A 16,865-nucleotide genomic window follows, 5' to 3' on the forward strand; every position below is an offset into this window, starting at 1 on the left:
ATTTTTCCGCCGCGGCGCTGTTTTTCCGCTACAGCGAGACGGTAGAATAGCGCCCCATCCGCCGGGGCCTACCTCCGGCACAGAATTCATATATATACCCAGGGAGCTGTCTTTTGAACAACTCACATCCCGCCTTTGAACTGGTCACCAGCGCAGAAATCGAATCCCTAGGTGTCCGCGTCGAAGAGTACCGCCATGTCAGTACCGGCGCCCAACACCTGCATATCGCCGCCGACAATCCGGAGAACGTGTTTCTGGTGGCACTGCGCACCGTGCCTCAGGACTCCACCGGTGTAGCGCATATCCTCGAGCATACCGCTCTGTGCGGCAGCGACAAGTATCCGGTACGGGATCCGTTCTTCATGATGATAAGGCGCTCCCTGAACACTTTTATGAATGCCTTCACCAGTTCAGACTGGACCGCCTACCCCTTCGCCAGCCAGAACCGCAAGGATTTCGACAACCTGCTCGACGTCTATCTCGATGCGGTTTTCTTTGCGCGCCTGGATCCGCTGGATTTCGCCCAGGAGGGCCACCGCCTGGAGTTTACCGAAACCGACAATCCGGACAGCGAACTGGTATACAAGGGCGTCGTCTACAACGAAATGAAAGGCGCCATGAGCTCGGTGACCTCCCAGCTCTGGCAGACGCTGAGCAAGTACCTGTTTCCGACGACGACCTATCACCACAACTCCGGTGGCGATCCGGCAGATATTCCCAAGCTCACCTACGACCAGCTGGTAATGTTTTACCGCACTCATTATCACCCGAGTAACGCCATCTTCATGACCTTTGGCGACATCCCCGCCGCCGAACACCAGGCGGTATTCGAGGAGAAGGCGCTGCACAAGTTCGAGCCCCTGCACAAGGTCATATCTGTTGGCCGCGAAGACCACTATCAGGCGCCGCTGCGGGTTGAGGAGCACTACCCCCTCAGCGGTGAGGAGGAACTGAAGGAGAAGACCCACATAGTACTAGGCTGGTTGCTCGGCGATGTCACGGACCTGGAGGAGGCGCTGACTGCCCACCTGCTGGCCGGCGTTCTGTTGGACAACAGCGCCTCGCCGCTGATGAAACTGCTGGAAACCACTGAGCTGGGCACCTCACCCTCGCCACTCGTGGGCCTGGACGACTCACAGCGCGAACTGGTGTTCGTATGCGGCATTGAGGGCAGTGAGCGCGAGCGTGCCGACGAGTTGGAACAGCAGGTGCTGACCGTACTGGAGGAAGTGGCGGAAAAAGGCGTGCCCTACGAACAGGTCGCCGCCAGCCTGCATCAGCTGGAACTACAGCAGCGTGAAATCGGTGGCGACGGCTACCCGTACGGCCTGCAGCTGATACTGACTGCCCTGACCGGCGCCACCCACCGCGGTGACGCGATCGGCCTGCTGAATATCGATGCAACCCTGGAAAAACTGCGCGAACAGATCAAGGACCCGCGCTTTATCGCCGACAAGGCGCGCAAACTGCTGGTAGAGAATCAGCACCGCGTGCGCCTGATACTGTCCCCGGACGACAAGCTCGCCGAGCGTCGCGAAGCCGACGAGAAGGCGCTGCTGGCGGAGATCAAAACGCAACTGAGCGACGGTGACAAGAAACAGATCATCCAGACCGCCCATGCACTGGCCGAGCGCCAGCAACGCGAAGATGACGCATCCATCCTGCCCAAAGTCGGCGTGGAAGATATTCCACCGGAACTGCCCAAGGTAGAGGGCGAAGAGGTTGATCTCGGCAAGCAGAAGCTAACCCGCTACAGCGCTGGCACCAACGGCCTCGTCTATCAGCAGATGGTCAGCGCCCTGCCGGAGTTCAGCGAAGAGGAGAAGCAGCTGCTGCCCTATTACTGCCAGGTACTGAGCGAGGTCGGCCTCGGCGATAAGGATTACCTGGAAGTCCAGCAGTGGCAGACCAGCGTCGCCGGTGCTCTGCACGGCTTTACCAGCAGCCGCACCGCAATTGACGATCTGCAGCAGTTGAGCGGCCACTTTATCCTGTCCGGTAAGGCGCTGGCACGTAATCAGGAGGCGCTGACCGAACTGATGCAGGCCACCATGGAACAGGTCCGCTTCGACGAGCTGCCGCGCATCAAGGAATTGCTGCTGCAGACACTGGCGCGGCGCGAACAGGGTGTAGTGGGTAACGGCCACGCCCTGGCGATGGCGGCGGCCAGCGCCGGTTACAACCGCGCCGCTTTTGAAAGCCATGCGACCGGGGGGCTGCTGGGGCTGCGCAACCTGAAGGCACTGGTGCGCGGTCTGGATGCCGAACAGGGCTTGGAAAAACTCGCCGCGCAATTCCAGGCCATACATCAGAAAATTCTCGCGGCCCCGCGCCAGTTCCTGTTGATCGGCGAAGAGGACAAGCTGCCGGAATTCACCCAGGCGCTCGCGCCGCTGGCCGTCGACTCGTCACTACCGCCGGCGGACCCCAACGCGCCCTTCGAGAGCCAGCATATCCAGCAGCTGTGGATCGCCAACAGCCAGGTCAACTTCTGCGCCAAGGCCTATGCCACCGTGCCGATGACCCATCCCGATGCCGCCCCGCTGGCCGTACTCGGCGGTTTCCTGCGCAACGGTTATCTGCACCGGACCATTCGCGAGCAGGGCGGCGCCTATGGTGGCGGTGCCACTCATGACAGCAATATCGGTGTTTTCCGTTTCTACTCGTACCGCGACCCGCGGATGGGAGAGACGCTCGCCGACTTCGATGCCTCACTGAAGTGGCTGACGGCAGAGAAACACAAGGACGAACAGGTGGAGGAAGCGATACTCGGCGTTGTCGGCGCACTGGACAAGCCGGGCTCACCCGCCGGCGAAGCCAAGAAGGCTTTCCACTCAAACCTCTATGGTCGCAGCCATGCGGTGCGTCAAGAGTTCCGCCGCCAGGTGACGGAAGTGCGCCTCGAGGATCTTAAGCGGGTCGCCGCAACTTACCTGAAACCGGAAAAGGCCAGCACGGCGGTGGTAACCGGTGCCCTCGGACGGGAAGCCGGCCTGAAACTGGATCTACAGGAAGAGAAACTTTAACGCCTCGCATGGCGGACGATAGTAATGGGCCTGCCGTGAAATACGGCGGGTTCCGTTTCCGCGATCAGATAGAAGCGCCGGCAATGCCGGTGAAAGCAGCATGACCAGACACGACAATATTTACGCGAACCCGCTGGGTGATGTGGCCGGTTTCCAATTCGACCAGTCCGTGGTCGAAGTCTTCCCGGATATGATCCAGCGCTCGGTGCCCGGCTACACCACCATCGTCGCGATGATCGGTACGCTGGCCGAACGCTATGCCCAGGCCGGCAGCCGCTGTTACGATCTCGGCAGCTCCCTTTGTGCGGCCACACTATCCATGCGCCACCGTATTCCAGCGGCGAACTGCGAAATTGTTGCCGTCGACAATTCCCCGGCAATGGTGGAACAGGCGCGCAAGGTACTGGCGGCAGACAGCGGCCAGGTGCCGGTACAGCTCATCTGCGACGACTTGCAGAACGTCGCCATCGAGAACGCTTCGGTGGTGGTACTGAACTTTACCCTGCAATTTATCCCAGTGGCGCAGCGTCTGGCAATTGCACAGAAGATTCACGACGGCCTGCGCCCCGGTGGCATACTCATTATTTCCGAGAAAGTCGATTTCACCGATCCCGACCACCGTGAACTGATGATCGATCTGCACCACTCTTTCAAGCGGGCCAATGGCTACAGCGAACTGGAGATAGCGCAGAAGCGCTCCGCGCTGGAAAATGTGCTGATCCCGGAAACCCTCGACACGCACCGCGAACGACTCAAAGCCGTCGGCTTTTCCAGCGTCGATGTCTGGTTTCAGTGTTTCAATTTTGCCTCATTGATTGCGATCAAAGGCAAGGCCGGAAAGTGATTGCACCGTGATTGACTACACCCAACTCTACGCCGCCCTGCAACACATCCCCGCGCTGCGGCCCTGGCTGACAAAGCTGCCGGAGCAGGTCGCCGCGGGCCTGAGTCCTCACCGCTGGGGTGACCTACCCGACTGGCAGGCCGCCCTCGACGGGTTGCCGGATATCACCGCTTCCTATATCGAACTGGGTGACAAGGTGCGCATCGGATGCAGCGCCGACGCCTCAGAAGGCCAGCTGGAAACGCTGGAGCAACAACTGCGCAAACTGCACCCGTGGCGCAAAGGCCCCTGGGACGTTTTCGATGTTTTTATCGATACCGAGTGGCGTTCGGACTGGAAGTGGGACCGGGTATTGCCACACCTCGAGCCGCTGGAGAACCGCCTCGTGCTCGATGTCGGCTGCGGCAATGGCTATCACTGCTGGCGAGCTTTGGGCGCCGGTGCGCGCCGCGTTATCGGCATAGATCCATCGGCGAAATACGTCGCCCAGTTCTATGCCCTGAAAAAATACCTCGGCGAGGAGCAACCGGTAGACCTGCTGCCACTCGGCATTGAGGCCCTGCCCCCGAACCTGCAGGCTTTCGATACCACTTTCTCTATGGGTGTGCTGTACCACCGCCGCTCGCCGATGGATCACCTGCGCGAGCTGCGCGAGACACTGCGCCCCGGTGGTCAGCTGGTCCTGGAAACCCTGGTAATCGACGGCGAGCTGGGTGACTGCCTTGTCCCTGAGGGTCGCTATGCCAAGATGCGCAATGTCTGGTTTATTCCGAGCTGCGCCACACTCGAAAGTTGGCTGCGCAAGTGCGGCTTCGAAGACCCGACCACCGTGGATCAGAACATCACCAGTTTCGGCGAACAGCGCCGCACCGAGTGGATGCGCTTCGAATCACTGGCCGACTTCCTGGACCCGGAGTCACCCAATCAGACGATCGAAGGCCATCCGCTGCCCAAACGCGCCGTCGTAGTCGCCAAAGCGCCGTAGCATCTATTACTTGAGCGATTTAAAGGCGCATTAATCCCGCCAGATCGCGCAGCTATAGAATTTTATCCGGAATGGCAGATAGCACCTTGATTGTTGCGTCTGCTTCGGCAAAGTTCGCCCTCTATTGGTGCAACTATATCCTATAAGCATCCTGCGGGACCGCGTGTGCGATTGTCAGCTTATCGCCACTGCGCGGCACCCGTTCCCATAATGCATTCCGGTTCAGAGACTTTGTATGAGCATTAGCGTTTTCGAACTTTTCAAGATCGGCGTCGGCCCTTCCAGCTCTCACACCGTGGGCCCCATGGTCGCCGCGCGCCAGTTCGTGCAGGACCTGGACAGCCGTAACCAACTGCAGAAAACCGATCGGGTACAGGTGCACCTGTACGGCTCTCTGGCTCTTACCGGCATCGGCCACGGTACCGATATGGCAGTACTGATGGGCCTGCTGGGCGAGTCACCCGACACCATCGACGTGGACACCATTGACGACAAGATGGCGCTTATCGAGCAGGACCACAAACTGCGATTGAGTGATGACCACAATATTGAATTTATTCGCGATCGAGATCTGCTGTTCCACAACGACGAGTTCCTGCCCCAGCACGCCAATGGCATGACCTGCCAGGCATATGACGGCGACGAACTGCTGTTCGAACGCAGCTACTTCTCCATTGGCGGCGGCTTCGTACTGTCTGAAGAGGATTTTGCCCACAAGGATCAGATAGCTACCCTGCTCCCCTATGATTTCAGTTCCGCGCATCAGCTGATGGACCTGTGCGACAAGCACGGCTGGAGCATCGCCGACCTGGCGATGGAAAATGAAAAGGCCTTCCGCAATGAGCAGGAAGTAAAGGACGCGCTGTGGCAGATCTGGGAGGTAATGGATGCATCGATTCAGCGCGGCTGCCGCCAGCAGGGAGTGCTCCCCGGCGGGCTGAATGTACGCCGGCGCGCGGCAGAATTGTATCGCGAGCTCAGCAAGCAGTCTGAAGAGGAGCGCAACCACGGCTTGGCGATTCTCGACTGGGTCAGCCTGTTTGCACTGGCAGTCAATGAAGAGAACGCGGCGCGCGGGCGTATTGTCACCGCGCCGACCAACGGTGCCGCCGGCGTGATTCCGGCGGTGATTGCCTATTATGTACAGTTCGTACACGACCCACAGGAACACGGCGACCTGAAGGATCAGGTGGTGAAATTCCTACTCACCGCCGGCGCCATCGGCATGCTGTTCAAGAAGAACGCCTCCATATCTGCAGCCGAGGTCGGCTGTCAGGGGGAGATCGGGGTCGCCTGCTCGATGGCGTCAGCCGGGCTCGCCGCGGTCCAAGGGGGCAGCAACCAGCAAGTCGAGAATGCCGCGGAAATCGGTATGGAGCACAACCTGGGGCTGACCTGCGATCCGATCGGTGGCCTCGTCCAGGTACCCTGCATCGAGCGCAATACGATGGGCGCGGTTAAGGCCATCAACGCCGCCCGTCTGGCGCTGCGCGGCGATGGGGCACACATAGTGCCGCTGGACAGTGTTATCGAAACGATGCGCCAGACCGGTATCGATATGCAGAGCAAGTACAAAGAGACTTCCCTTGGCGGCTTGGCGGTGAACGCCGTTAACTGCTGATATTTGCCCGCTAAGTACCGTCGACCACGACGGTACTTATCCTTTCTTTTACACGCATTTCCCGAACCGGTTAGCAGCAGATGATCAGGCCGGGAATTCCGCCATCATTGTCTGCAGCACACGGCTATACGGAATTCTCTACCTTCACTTCGCCACAGATGCTGGTGAAATCGAATTCTCGCCAAAAGCTCTAAATGTTTACTAGGGAACGCCATGCTTGGTGTAGATATCAAAGCGCCCCGACTTCCCCTCCAGTGACAGAGTGGGTTTTTTATCGGCCAGAAATGGTGCAAGCCGCGGCCGCTTGACCACGGTGCGGTAATAGCAGGCCGAGAAGGCCGGCGCCAGTAACCCGTCCGCATCCTCATCGCTGCCAACCAGCTGATGAAAGGCCGCCATTTCTTTCTTTACCTTGGCACTCTTACCGCGCTCCGGGAACATCGGATCCAGATACACGACCTGTACAGATTCCGGCGACTGCTGCGCCAGCCACTCAACTGCGGAAATGTCTTCCTCACAGAGCTCCAGGCGGGTGGCGATCGCGGCCAGCTCTCGATCCTCCTGCGCGGCAAGCCTGAGCCGCCGCAAACCGTCGCTCAACAGCAACCGCACTACCGGATTGCGTTCCAGCATCAATACGTGACAGCCGAGCGACGCCAGCACAAAGGCATCGCGCCCGAGCCCTGCGGTAGCGTCGACAACTCGTGGATAAAAGCCACCGCGTACACCAACCGCTTTTGCTATCTGCTGACCCTTGCCACCGCCGTATTTGCGCCGGTGCGCCAGCGCGCCGCCGACAAAATCCACCGCCACCGGCCCAGGTGCCTTGCGGCCGGTTGCCCGCAGCTGCAACCTTTCATCCAACTGCAAAACATAAGAGAACTCATCGATTTCTACCGGGTCCCGGCAATCCAGACAGGAGATTTGCAGTTGAGTTGCCAGTGATTGTGCCGCAGCAAGATACTCTGCCGCGCTGGCTACGATGGCCAAGGCGTTGCTCACATTTGTTCCAGAAGAGAAATTGGGACCGGCGATGCTAACCCGCTTCACCGAGCCACGCCAGAGCACGCTTAAACTCGACGGAAGAAAAGGGACGCACCTCAGCACTGACAAAGTGGTCGACCAGCCGCGGCATATAGCCGAGCAGGGGTTCATCGGACACGACGGCAATCTTGTGGATGTGCTTGTGGTGATCGCGGACAAAGCGGCAATGGGATACCAGCGCAGCGAAGCTTTCCCAGCCGGAGAAGTCCTGGGCGTTTATTAGCAGCCCAGACAGCCGGCCGTGTTCACTGATCACCGGATCGACTTGTGCCTGCAGTGATTGGAAGTCCTCTGCGGTCAACGGACCCAGAGGCTTCACTTCGAGAACGGTGTGGGAAAGATGCCACTGATGATCGATCATAGATCTAATAAAAGAGAAGAGCCGCGGCTCGCGCCGCGGCTTTACCGTATGCAGAAAAGCTTTCGGACTCAGTTTTGCGGCTGGTCATTCTGCTTGTCGTCATCACGAAGCTCTTCGACAGCCTCTTCTGTCGCCTGCTTCACATCTTCGGCTGCCTCTCTCGCGGCCTCTCCCACGTCCTCTAGAGCCTCTTCGGTTTTCTCGGCAGCGCCTTCCAGCACTTCCTCCGTCTTTTCCGCGGCCTCGTCCAATGCCTGACCGGCGTCACGCCCAGCTTCTTCTGCTTCGTCCTCAACTCCGCCGGGAGGCGTGGTATCGGTGTCATCGGGCTCTTGCGGCATCTGCGTATCCGGAGTACCCATACCGTCCGGAGGTGTAGACATATCATCCGGAGGGGTTGTCGTATCGTCCATTTGCTCAGTGTCAGGCTGCTCGAGTGAATCGTAGGCGTCCTTGGCCTCGTGGTCGCCGCCGCGCGACATGAAATAGCCGATAATCAGCAATAGAATTATCAGCGGAATTAAAAGCTTCTTCATAAACCCACCTCTTGACCCCTGACTGTTTCGTGGATGGAGACATCACTCGCAAGGCCTACTATGTTGTGCCAGGCCGGCATGGACACAATAGATGTGACTGTATGCCGGCGGCCTCGCGATAACAATATGCCTTACTCTAGCCTCATGGCGCCAAGACGTTCTCCGCACTTTCGGGTCCACTGGAAGAAGGTGACGCCAATATTGATAAGAATAACTCGCCATTGGGGTTCTTCAAGGAACAATATTCCTCTATTACAGTTCGGATTGCTGTAAAAAATGGAGGAACTAGAACCGAAAGCTTTAAGGAGCTTCAGTGACTGGACAATCGAAGCGATTCGAAATGTTTTGTCCTGTAGAGATCAACGGTTAACTCGACACTCTGTCGTGGATCTGGGGTGACATATAGGGCGGGTATTTAAAGAGAACTTCGTCTCCCGCGGGTGGCCAGAGGTCAAAGCGTATGCCTGTCGATTCAGCCTTGCTTTTCAATATCCTTGAGCCGCGCGAGCATATTGGTGGCTTCGGATTCGGCCACCGCCGCTTCACAGCTGCGCAACTGCAGCCGGCCGAAACTGTCGGGGCTGGCGAAGATTAGATAGCTTTCGCCTTTTTTTAACTTCTTGTCACAAAATTCGAGACCGAGGCGAAAAGCGAGCAGACGATTGGCCTCGCCCTTCCAAATCTGCCGGGAAACCGCAGAGTACACATAACCGGAAATGGCAACCATGCCCGGTTCAGACAGCGCGTTGTCAATATCGCGGTGAACACCGGTGATCTGCACTTGTGCCACCAGCTCTGCCTCCGCATAGCGCAGGGCCAGGCTATCCGCAGGCCCTTCGCCGGCGGTGACCGCTTGCGCCTCCTCCGCCGTGAGGTCAGCAGTGCAACAGAGTGCTAGGGCAAAAACTGAGCTGCCCACGAACTGATTCCACCCGTGTCGATTCCATCCCACCCTGCTATCTCCTTATTCTCCGGGCGCACCGTTCACTTCCGATCGATGAGCGGCAATGCCTAGGGCGCCTTCTTCCACTGATAATACTCGGCAACAAAAAAAAAGGGCACCGAGGTGCCCTTTTGTCGCCAGGACCATCCCGGTCCCAGGCCCGCAGGTTTCTGCGGCTCTACAAAACGGCTTACTGGCGTTCCATGCTCGAGCGGCCTCTCGGCCCTGCCGTTTTGTCTCATATTATTTGAGCGGGAGCAACTCCAGCTCGACGCGGCGGTTGGCCTGACGGCCCGCTTCTGAGTCGTTACTCGCGAGTGGGTAGCGCTCACCATAACCAACAGCTTGCACACGCCCGCTGGCCACGCCGCGACCGGTAAAGAAGCTAGCCACTGAATTGGCGCGGCGCTCACTTAGAGTCTGGTTATAGACGTCAGAGCCAGTGCTGTCGGTATGACCACTCACGCGAATCGCGGTCTGATCAAACTCTTTCAGTACGATGATCACTGAGTCCAGCGTGTCGTAAAAGTCAGTGCGGATATCGGCACGATCAGTAGCAAAGGTGATGTTGCCAGGCATGATCAGGCGGATATTGTCGCCCTCGCGCTGCACCCGAACACCAGTACCTTCGAGACGCTGGCGCAGTGCCATTTCCTGGCGATCCATGTAGTAGCCAATGCCACCGCCAATGGCCGCGCCGCCGACGGCACCGGTCAGGGCACCTTTCTTGCGGTCCTTTTTACTGGCGGTAGCCGCACCGATGATGGCTCCCGCGACAGCACCGGCGCCGGCGCCCTTGGCCGCACTACTGGTTTTGCTTTCACCCGTATAGGGATCCAGCGTGGTACAGCCCACCAGCGAGCCCAGTGCGATCATTGCTACCCATTTTTTCATGTAAGGTTCTCCTAACGCTTTGTCTTTGAACGGGTGTCGAGACACGCGGCGGCCGATCACCACCGCGTCTTTGAACTGCATTATTGCCACCTCAACTGACTGGCAGCTGAACCGGCCTCTTGTTTTCGGTACCGAAGCCTAGGGCTTATTCGTCAATAGGTCTACCGATTGTCACTCAATTAGCAACGGGAAATGCGCCACGCGTTTCGGCAGCAGCCTCCCCACGACGACACCCGACTTGCGCCACCGCACAGCCCTTCTTCCACAAGTTCTGTGGATAACTCTGTGCATGACACGGTAAAAGGCGGCGCCAACCAGCAAAAACTCTTGCTCCCAGCAATTTGCGCATTTTTTACACTCCCCCTTTTTTTATCTTAAAAAACAGACACTTAGGGAAATTTCAAGATTTTGCGTACCAATTAATTCGGCGGTCGCCGCCTTGCACTCCGCCACCACTCGCCATGTGGAAAAAGTTTTGTCAATACTTGACTCGCGGGACCTAAATTTTTTTTTTAGAAGAATTTGCGCTTAATGAAGCCGGGATACTGCTGAGCGCGAATAAAGGTACCTTCGTACCACTTTGTGTGCGCCGCACCGCCCCAGAGCGGCGACCAGGCCAGCTTTAGTAGTGGGGCGGTTTTTCCTGACCACCCTTATTGCCACCCTGCGCCTCAAAGGACAGGTCCCTGTATTTATCACCCAGCTCCCGCAACGCCGTCACCAGGGCACGGAGATTGGCGTCCTGGCCGGCGATCACGTCATTCAACTGGGCCAGCGTATCTTCCTGAAAGGCCAAGCGGGTCTCCAGCTCATCCACACGGGCGGACAATACCGCCAGTTTGTCTTCCATCACAGCAACCTATAAAGATGTTCTACCAGACTCACGGACCGCCGATCCATGAACAAACTTTGCCCGAGTCGGGTCGTCACGTAGCCAAAGCCGACCCCTCGCTCGGGGTCGGCGAAGCCGACACTACCGCCTGCGCCGGGGTGGCCGAAGCCCTGCTCGCCGCCGAAGCGCAAGTCGGCGGACTTGCCACTGCGAATGAAGCCGCAACCAAAACTCACCTCAGCCTGCAGCACCGCATCGCGCCCATGGCTCTGCTCTCGCCGAGCCTCTTCGACCAGCTCCTGCGGGAGCGCGGCCGGCTTATCCGAGGCGAGATCACCGTAGATGGCGGCGAGATCACGCGCGCTGAAATGGCCATTCGCCGCGGGAATCAGCGCGCCGCGCCACTCTGCGCTGTTGGTGCCCATCATCAGGCTCACCGGATTGGTGAAAGCCATCGCCACCGGCCCCTTACGATCCTCTTTGATTGCACGTCCGACGGCGTTCTCACGCAGCTCTGGCAGCGGCTGCTTCAGCGGCCCCACATCGGCAATGCGCGAGGACCTGTGCCCGTTTGCGCCGAAACCGCCATCCAGTTCGAGGGGTTGGGCCAGCTGCTGCCGGTAAAGCTCCGGCAACGCAGTTGACGAAACCCGTTCCAGCAGTCCCCCCAGGCTCCAGCCATACAAGAAGGGCGCATACCCCTGATGACTTCCCGGCACCCACCAGGGTTCCGTCGCCGCGACCTTGTCGCAGGCCCCTTCCCAGTCGTAGATAAGCCCATCCGCCACCTTTTCGCGAAAGGCCACCAGGCCCGCACGGTGGCACAGTAGCTGGCGTGGAGTAATCTTATCCTTACCGGCCGCGGCAAACTCAGGCCAGTAATCGGCTACCGGCCGGTCGAGATCCAGGTTGCCGGCCGCCGCCTGCTGTATAACGAGTAGCGCCAGCACCCCCTTGGAGGAGGAGAACACATTGGCCAGGGTATCTTCGGTATACGGGGTCTCGTCGTCACGATCCGCCCTGCCCGCCCACAGGGATACGATCAGTTCGCCGTGCTGGCGTACCGCAAACGCGGCACCGCTGTCGCCGCACTCGCGGAAATTGGTGGCAAAAGTGTCGTAGAGCGGCTCAAAACCGGGGGCGCAAAAGCCGTATAAATCCATGGGCATCCGTCCAGTAACTTCCAGCAAGCTGACAAAGGGAGCGCAAGGGTAATTTCTTCCCCTCCCCGGCGCAAATGGTTAGCATGGCGCCATCTATAAAGCGGGAGGAAGTATGACAGAGCAACCGGCGATCCAGGACCAGATACCGGGCAATCACTGCTTCGGCTGCGGCCCGGGCAATGAACTAGGCCTGCGAATCAAGAGCTACTGGCAGGGAGATGACAAGACCACTTGCACCTTTGTGCCCCATCCCCATCACAGCGCCGGTCCGGTCCACTACCTGAATGGCGGTATCATCGCCACGGTGATCGACTGTCACACCATCTGTACGGCCATTGCCGACGGCTACCGACAAGCCGGGCGGGAAGTCGGCAGCGGGGACAAGATCTGGTACGCAACCGGCAAGCTGGATGTCAGCTACCTCGCCCCTGCAGTGATCGACAAACCCGTCATTGTGGAAGCGACGATCGTTGAGCGCAGCGAGAGGAAAACACTGCTGCACTGTGAGCTCACCAGCGACGGCCGCCTCTGCGCCACCGCCGACGTGGTGGCGGTTCGGGTTCCCGACGCCTGGTGACTGTCCGGCGCGGCCTTCACTGGGGCCGCGTTAGCGCAATTCCTCCACCTCCGCGAGCTTGTAGCCGCAGAACTTGCAGTACTCCGCATCCTTATCGTGGCCGGCACGGCTGCAGTTATCACAGCGCTGCAGGGCTTTCTCTCGCCCCAACTCCGAAGCCAGCTCTGCGGTGACGATGCCGGTGGGCACGGCAATAATGGAGTAACCGATCAGCATGGTCATGGCCGCAATGGCCTGGCCGAGTGGTGTTTCCGGAGAAATATCGCCGTAACCAACGGTAGTGATCGTCACGACGGCCCAGTAAACACTCTTCGGAATGCTGGTGAAGCCATGCCGGGGTCCCTCGACGAGGAACATGAACGCACCGAAAATCACACACAGCACCAGCACACTGGCGTAAAAGACCAGGATCTTGCGCCGGGCCAGCCCGAGGGAGCGCAACAGGACATTGGCATCGCGCAGGTAGCGCACCAACTTGAGGACACGGAATATCCGCAGTACCCGCAGCAGGCGGATGACCAGCAGGTAGCTGGCGCCGGTATAGAGCAACGCGAGGTAACTGGGCAGAATTGCCAGCAGGTCGACGATGCCGTAAAAACTAAAGATGTAAGAACGCCGGTTGACCGCGCAGTAGATTCTCAGCAGGTACTCGACGGTAAACAGGGCGGTAAAGATCCATTCCAGGGCGAATAACATTTCCCCATACCGCCCGGCAACCCCCTCAACAGACGCCAGCAGCACCAGAGCGACACTGATCAGAATGGCCCAGATCAAAAAGACATCGAAGTTCTTCCCCGCCGGCGTATCGGTGCCGAAGATCACCTCGTTGAGCCATTTGCGTCTGCCGCTTAGAGCCATAGTTCCTCCTGGAAAACTTTGACTATAACGCCAGCACCCCATTATCGCCAGCCGCGGGAAACTTATCCCCGGATGACATACCCGTGGCTTTCCCGGTACCCTTGCGCCACGCCAACCTTACGCAAACGTGTTAGCCATGACGAAAGAGAACCGCCTCGTATACTCAACCGACCGCGGCCGCATCAAAGATGAAGCCGAACCAGAGAAACGCCGGGAGGGCGATGGCATTGTGCGGATTCAGAGGGAAACCAAGGGCCGCAAGGGCAAGGGCGTGACCTGTGTCCGCGGCTTGCCGGGTACCGATAACGAGCTGAAGCTGCTGTTGGCAGAAATGAAAAAACGCTGCGGCTGCGGCGGCGCCCTCAAGGATGGCGTGATCGAGATTCAGGGCGACAAGCGCGCAGAGATCAAGGCACTGCTGGAAGCCCGCGATTACAAGGTCAAGCTGGCCGGGGGCTAGACCGCCCCCAGCAACCGCAGCGGCTTCACTTTGAGATCGCGCTCCTGCTTCAGGCAGGTATCCAGCAGCTGGGCAAGCTGAATCCGGTAGTGCTCGGCGACCGCAGCACTGGCATTTTTACATTTGAGTTCCAAGGCCTGCAGTGCGTCCAGCAAGTCCTGGCGCTTCGTCGGCAATTTTGGCATTGGCGCCCGTTCTGCCCGCTCCTCGAGGGCGCGAGCGAGGCCGAGTTCACATAGCGGCCCCGAAGCCTCCACCGCCGAGAAAATGCCTTCGAGTTCTCTCGCCGCCAGCGCAAAGTACTTCTGCACGAGCTCACGCTGACTGTTATCCAGCGCCAGGCGATCAATCATCAGGCCGAGGATGCCGGCGTAATTATCCAGTCTTTCCAGGTGCGCAGCCAAGGCCCCGTATGCCGAGAGCTGCCCCAAGAGCCGCTCGGCTACCTGCCGCTCCCCTGCCCCCATGGTTTCCATTGCGCGCCGGATGCGCACATAGAACACGCAATAAATCTGGTGGACCTGTCGCCCGATCTCTTCCCTGCGTAAACGGTTGTCCCGGATGCTTTCGTCGGCCGCGGCCGGCGTAGCGCCGGCGAGGAAAAACTCCTGCGGCAGGATATCGCCCTGCAGCCTGACCAAGGCAGCTCCGAGCTGCATGGTGGCTGCGCGCTCGCACAGGTTGCCCTGGCGATGCTGCAGTTCGCGGAGCTCTACCAGACGGCCACGCAGCCAATCGATGGCTTCTTGCAGATCCATCGATGACAGTTCGTCACTGGAGGGCGCTTCCAGCGGCAGGAACAACCGCGGCGGCAATTGGTTGAAGTATTCGCCCAGCGATTGCAGGGCCTGCTCGGCCTCCTTGCTGACACATAACAGGCGCTGGTTCTCCACGGCGCGGGTCCCCGTTGAGGCAACCGCCGCACTCGCCGCCTGCTCCAGCTCCGCCAGGTTTTCAAATAATTTCTGTATGGAGAATTCCCGTGTGAGCAAAGCGTCGAGGGAAAGCTCCTCGGCCGAGGCGATGCGGTCATTGTCCGCCGCCTGGGCGGGGTCCCATGGATCGCTCGCCTGCGCCATCGCCAGCTCGATATTCGAGCAGGTTTCCTCGTCGAGGTTTCTCAACATCCACTGCACCGCGGCCGGATAATTTTGCAACCGCTGACCGGCGACAGCTGCCTCGCGATTGATTTCCGCCACCACCAGTTCGGCGTGTACCAGCCGGTGCCACTGTTCCGCAAACACGACGAATTCCCGGCTGCCGAGCAGCTGCGCCGCCCATGCATCGCCGCGCCGTTCGAGGCGCCGCGCAATGTTTCCGCTCAATGCCCGATGCAGGCCATCTAGGCGATCCAGCAACGGTAGCACCGCCCTGCCACAACTCGTTAGTGCCAGATGCCAGGGTTTGTACAGCGTACCGGCCTCTCCATTCACGGCGATGACGGTACGCTCGTTCTCCAATGCCCACTGCATCTGCTGGATACGCCGCGCCGTATCCAACACCAGCCAGGCCGTCAGGCCGCCAAGTCGGCCGCGATAGGTTCCGAGTGCCCTGGCGACCAGGGCGAGCAGTTCATTGCCGCCCAGGGCGCGCACGGCGCTCAAGCCGATGTCGAGCGGCAGCTGTTGCCGGTGGATATCGGCCAGCCGTGGCTCGGCCATCACCTCCACCCCCGCAGAGATGGAGACCTGCTTCACACGGGGCAAACCGGTCTTTTCCGCCAGAACCTCCAGCAATAGATACAGGCCGCGGGCATCGGCGGGCTTTACTTGAATAGTATCGGCACTTGTCGGCGCCAGGCGTCGCACGCCGAAATAGGGAAAGACCAGCAGGGCAGCAATGAAACCGGCCAATAAAACAGATAGCAGGCTGCCAATAGCCGTGGTCACACCGAAGTCACCGGCGACCAGGGCCTGGGGAATCTGCCATAGCGCCCGCGCGGCGGTGTAACCACACAGGCACAGCAATAGGACGAACAGTGCCGGTACCAAAGACGCGGCCAAGGCGCCCACCAGTAACTGGACTCTTTGCGCTACCGAATCGCCGACAGCCGGCGCTTGCTCTGCAAATAGGGATTCCACCTGCGCGCGCGCGCCGGATCTGCGCGCGCTATCGAGCTGTGTGGCCGCGGGTTCCACGGCCGCATGGCGCACTCCGACGGCGTGATCCGATGATTCCGCCGCAGCGTCCCGCCCTGCCTCCGGCAGTTTCGCAGCGGGGCCAGAACCGGCCTGACTGCGCGCACGCCGTTTTTGCGCAAACTGCATTTTGGCGATCAGGGCCCGGTTGTCGAATGTCCCTGCGGGGAACACTTCAACCCTGAGCCCTATCTTCTGCAAGCGGGAACGGTACTCCAGCACCTGCTTGGAGGACAGCTGGTCCTTGATCACCCAGCCTTTGATCAGCAGCCGCCGGGCCTGCGAAACGGGGAGTGAAAATGTCTTGGCCGCATCCTGCAATACGGCTTCCGGCGCTCTGGCGCGTAGGGTCTTCCCTGCTGAAACGACTTGAAACTTCTCCTGGCCAGACATTTGGCGCTCCTGTCAGATTGTGACTTCCAGTGTCACTTTATGAATCTTCGCAGCAGTGGAGACTAAAATATTCGCCGCAGCGACGGTGAGGACTGGTTCTCACCGCGCCGGTCAAAAATGGACATTTGACTGAAAAAGCGTTGAAACGCACATATTTACGCATGGACTGCAGCGCATTTTGTCCGTGAGC

General features: G+C 59.3%; 15 protein-coding genes. 6 read left to right on the top strand and 9 right to left on the bottom strand.

What is annotated here, in order from left to right; all coding sequences use genetic code 11:
* Positions 1-113 precede the first annotated feature (113 nt).
* The 4 genes from BLW36_RS03360 (at position 114) to BLW36_RS03375 (ending at position 6,476) form a co-directional block, all read left to right on the top strand.
* A complete protein-coding gene (locus tag BLW36_RS03360) occupies positions 114-3,026 on the top strand; it encodes an insulinase family protein (RefSeq protein WP_091385148.1) in 2,913 nt (970 codons plus the stop codon).
* Positions 3,027-3,126: 100 nt separating this feature from the next.
* Positions 3,127-3,870 (top strand): carboxy-S-adenosyl-L-methionine synthase CmoA, encoded by a 744-nt coding sequence (gene cmoA, locus BLW36_RS03365; protein WP_091385151.1) that lies wholly within the window; start codon positions 3,127-3,129, stop codon positions 3,868-3,870.
* A 7-nt stretch (positions 3,871-3,877) separates the two neighbouring features.
* Positions 3,878-4,855, top strand: coding sequence for a tRNA 5-methoxyuridine(34)/uridine 5-oxyacetic acid(34) synthase CmoB (gene cmoB / locus BLW36_RS03370; RefSeq protein WP_091385154.1), 978 nt, complete (start codon positions 3,878-3,880; stop codon positions 4,853-4,855).
* A gap of 235 nt (positions 4,856-5,090) precedes the next feature.
* Positions 5,091-6,476 carry an L-serine ammonia-lyase gene (locus tag BLW36_RS03375; protein WP_091385156.1) on the top strand — a complete coding sequence of 462 codons (1,386 nt, stop codon included), beginning with the start codon at positions 5,091-5,093 and terminating at the stop codon, positions 6,474-6,476.
* A 201-nt stretch (positions 6,477-6,677) separates the two neighbouring features.
* Here BLW36_RS03375 and BLW36_RS03380 read toward each other — a convergent pair whose 3' ends face one another.
* From BLW36_RS03380 to BLW36_RS03410, 7 genes are all read right to left on the bottom strand, one after another.
* Positions 6,678-7,478, bottom strand: a complete 801-nt coding sequence (locus BLW36_RS03380) for a class I SAM-dependent methyltransferase (protein ID WP_091385158.1) — start codon at positions 7,476-7,478, stop codon at positions 6,678-6,680.
* 34 nt (positions 7,479-7,512) lie between these two features.
* Entirely contained in the window at positions 7,513-7,881 is a 369-nt protein-coding gene (locus tag BLW36_RS03385; RefSeq protein ID WP_091385160.1) for a SpoIIAA family protein, read from the bottom strand.
* A 68-nt stretch (positions 7,882-7,949) separates the two neighbouring features.
* Positions 7,950-8,417, bottom strand: coding sequence for a hypothetical protein (locus tag BLW36_RS03390; protein WP_091385162.1), 468 nt, complete (start codon positions 8,415-8,417; stop codon positions 7,950-7,952).
* Between the two features lie 472 nt (positions 8,418-8,889).
* Positions 8,890-9,198, bottom strand: coding sequence for a hypothetical protein (locus BLW36_RS03395; RefSeq protein ID WP_139304804.1), 309 nt, complete (start codon positions 9,196-9,198; stop codon positions 8,890-8,892).
* 405 nt (positions 9,199-9,603) lie between these two features.
* The gene (locus tag BLW36_RS03400) at positions 9,604-10,254 is read right to left on the bottom strand and encodes a YiaD family glycine zipper/OmpA-like lipoprotein (RefSeq protein ID WP_091386913.1); all 651 of its coding nucleotides are present in this window, start codon (positions 10,252-10,254) and stop codon (positions 9,604-9,606) included.
* Positions 10,255-10,876: 622 nt separating this feature from the next.
* Complete coding sequence (locus BLW36_RS03405) at positions 10,877-11,104, bottom strand: SlyX family protein (RefSeq protein WP_091385167.1); 228 nt, start codon at positions 11,102-11,104, stop codon at positions 10,877-10,879.
* On the bottom strand, positions 11,104-12,255 hold the full coding sequence (locus tag BLW36_RS03410) for a serine hydrolase domain-containing protein (protein ID WP_244506113.1): 1,152 nt from the start codon (positions 12,253-12,255) through the stop codon (positions 11,104-11,106). Before BLW36_RS03410 ends, BLW36_RS03405 begins: the two co-directional genes overlap by 1 nt.
* Positions 12,256-12,361: 106 nt before the next feature.
* Here BLW36_RS03410 and BLW36_RS03415 point away from each other — a divergent pair, with 106 nt between their 5' ends.
* Positions 12,362-12,826: a PaaI family thioesterase gene (locus tag BLW36_RS03415; protein WP_091385173.1), complete on the top strand. Its 465-nt coding sequence runs from the start codon at positions 12,362-12,364 to the stop codon at positions 12,824-12,826.
* Between the two features lie 30 nt (positions 12,827-12,856).
* Here the strand turns inward: BLW36_RS03415 and BLW36_RS03420 are convergent, their stop codons facing one another.
* A complete protein-coding gene (locus BLW36_RS03420) occupies positions 12,857-13,684 on the bottom strand; it encodes an ion transporter (protein WP_091385174.1) in 828 nt (275 codons plus the stop codon).
* 136 nt (positions 13,685-13,820) lie between these two features.
* Here BLW36_RS03420 and yciH point away from each other — a divergent pair, with 136 nt between their 5' ends.
* On the top strand, positions 13,821-14,144 hold the full coding sequence (yciH, locus tag BLW36_RS03425; protein ID WP_091385177.1) for a stress response translation initiation inhibitor YciH: 324 nt from the start codon (positions 13,821-13,823) through the stop codon (positions 14,142-14,144).
* On the opposite strand, the gene BLW36_RS03430 is transcribed toward yciH, so the two are convergent.
* Complete coding sequence (locus BLW36_RS03430; protein ID WP_139304805.1) at positions 14,141-16,675, bottom strand: hypothetical protein; 2,535 nt, start codon at positions 16,673-16,675, stop codon at positions 14,141-14,143. The genes yciH and BLW36_RS03430 overlap by 4 nt on opposite strands.
* Between the last annotated feature and the right edge of the window lie 190 nt (positions 16,676-16,865).

The organism is Microbulbifer marinus, assembly GCF_900107725.1.
Classification (GTDB): Bacteria; Pseudomonadota; Gammaproteobacteria; order Pseudomonadales; family Cellvibrionaceae; genus Microbulbifer; species Microbulbifer marinus.

Bases quoted from the DNA above. Each gene is read 5' to 3' on its own strand.
- BLW36_RS03400 (WP_091386913.1), bottom strand. From the start codon at position 10,254: ATGAAAAAATGGGTAGCAATGATCGCACTGGGCTCGCTGGTGGGCTGT.
- BLW36_RS03410 (WP_244506113.1), bottom strand. From the start codon at position 12,255: ATGCCCATGGATTTATACGGCTTTTGCGCCCCCGGTTTTGAGCCGCTC.
- yciH (WP_091385177.1), top strand. From the start codon at position 13,821: ATGACGAAAGAGAACCGCCTCGTATACTCAACCGACCGCGGCCGCATC.
- BLW36_RS03375 (WP_091385156.1), top strand. From the start codon at position 5,091: ATGAGCATTAGCGTTTTCGAACTTTTCAAGATCGGCGTCGGCCCTTCC.
- BLW36_RS03385 (WP_091385160.1), bottom strand. From the start codon at position 7,881: ATGATCGATCATCAGTGGCATCTTTCCCACACCGTTCTCGAAGTGAAG.
- BLW36_RS03415 (WP_091385173.1), top strand. From the start codon at position 12,362: ATGACAGAGCAACCGGCGATCCAGGACCAGATACCGGGCAATCACTGC.
- BLW36_RS03390 (WP_091385162.1), bottom strand. From the start codon at position 8,417: ATGAAGAAGCTTTTAATTCCGCTGATAATTCTATTGCTGATTATCGGC.
- BLW36_RS03405 (WP_091385167.1), bottom strand. From the start codon at position 11,104: ATGGAAGACAAACTGGCGGTATTGTCCGCCCGTGTGGATGAGCTGGAG.
- BLW36_RS03430 (WP_139304805.1), bottom strand. From the start codon at position 16,675: ATGTCTGGCCAGGAGAAGTTTCAAGTCGTTTCAGCAGGGAAGACCCTA.
- BLW36_RS03420 (WP_091385174.1), bottom strand. From the start codon at position 13,684: ATGGCTCTAAGCGGCAGACGCAAATGGCTCAACGAGGTGATCTTCGGC.
- cmoA (WP_091385151.1), top strand. From the start codon at position 3,127: ATGACCAGACACGACAATATTTACGCGAACCCGCTGGGTGATGTGGCC.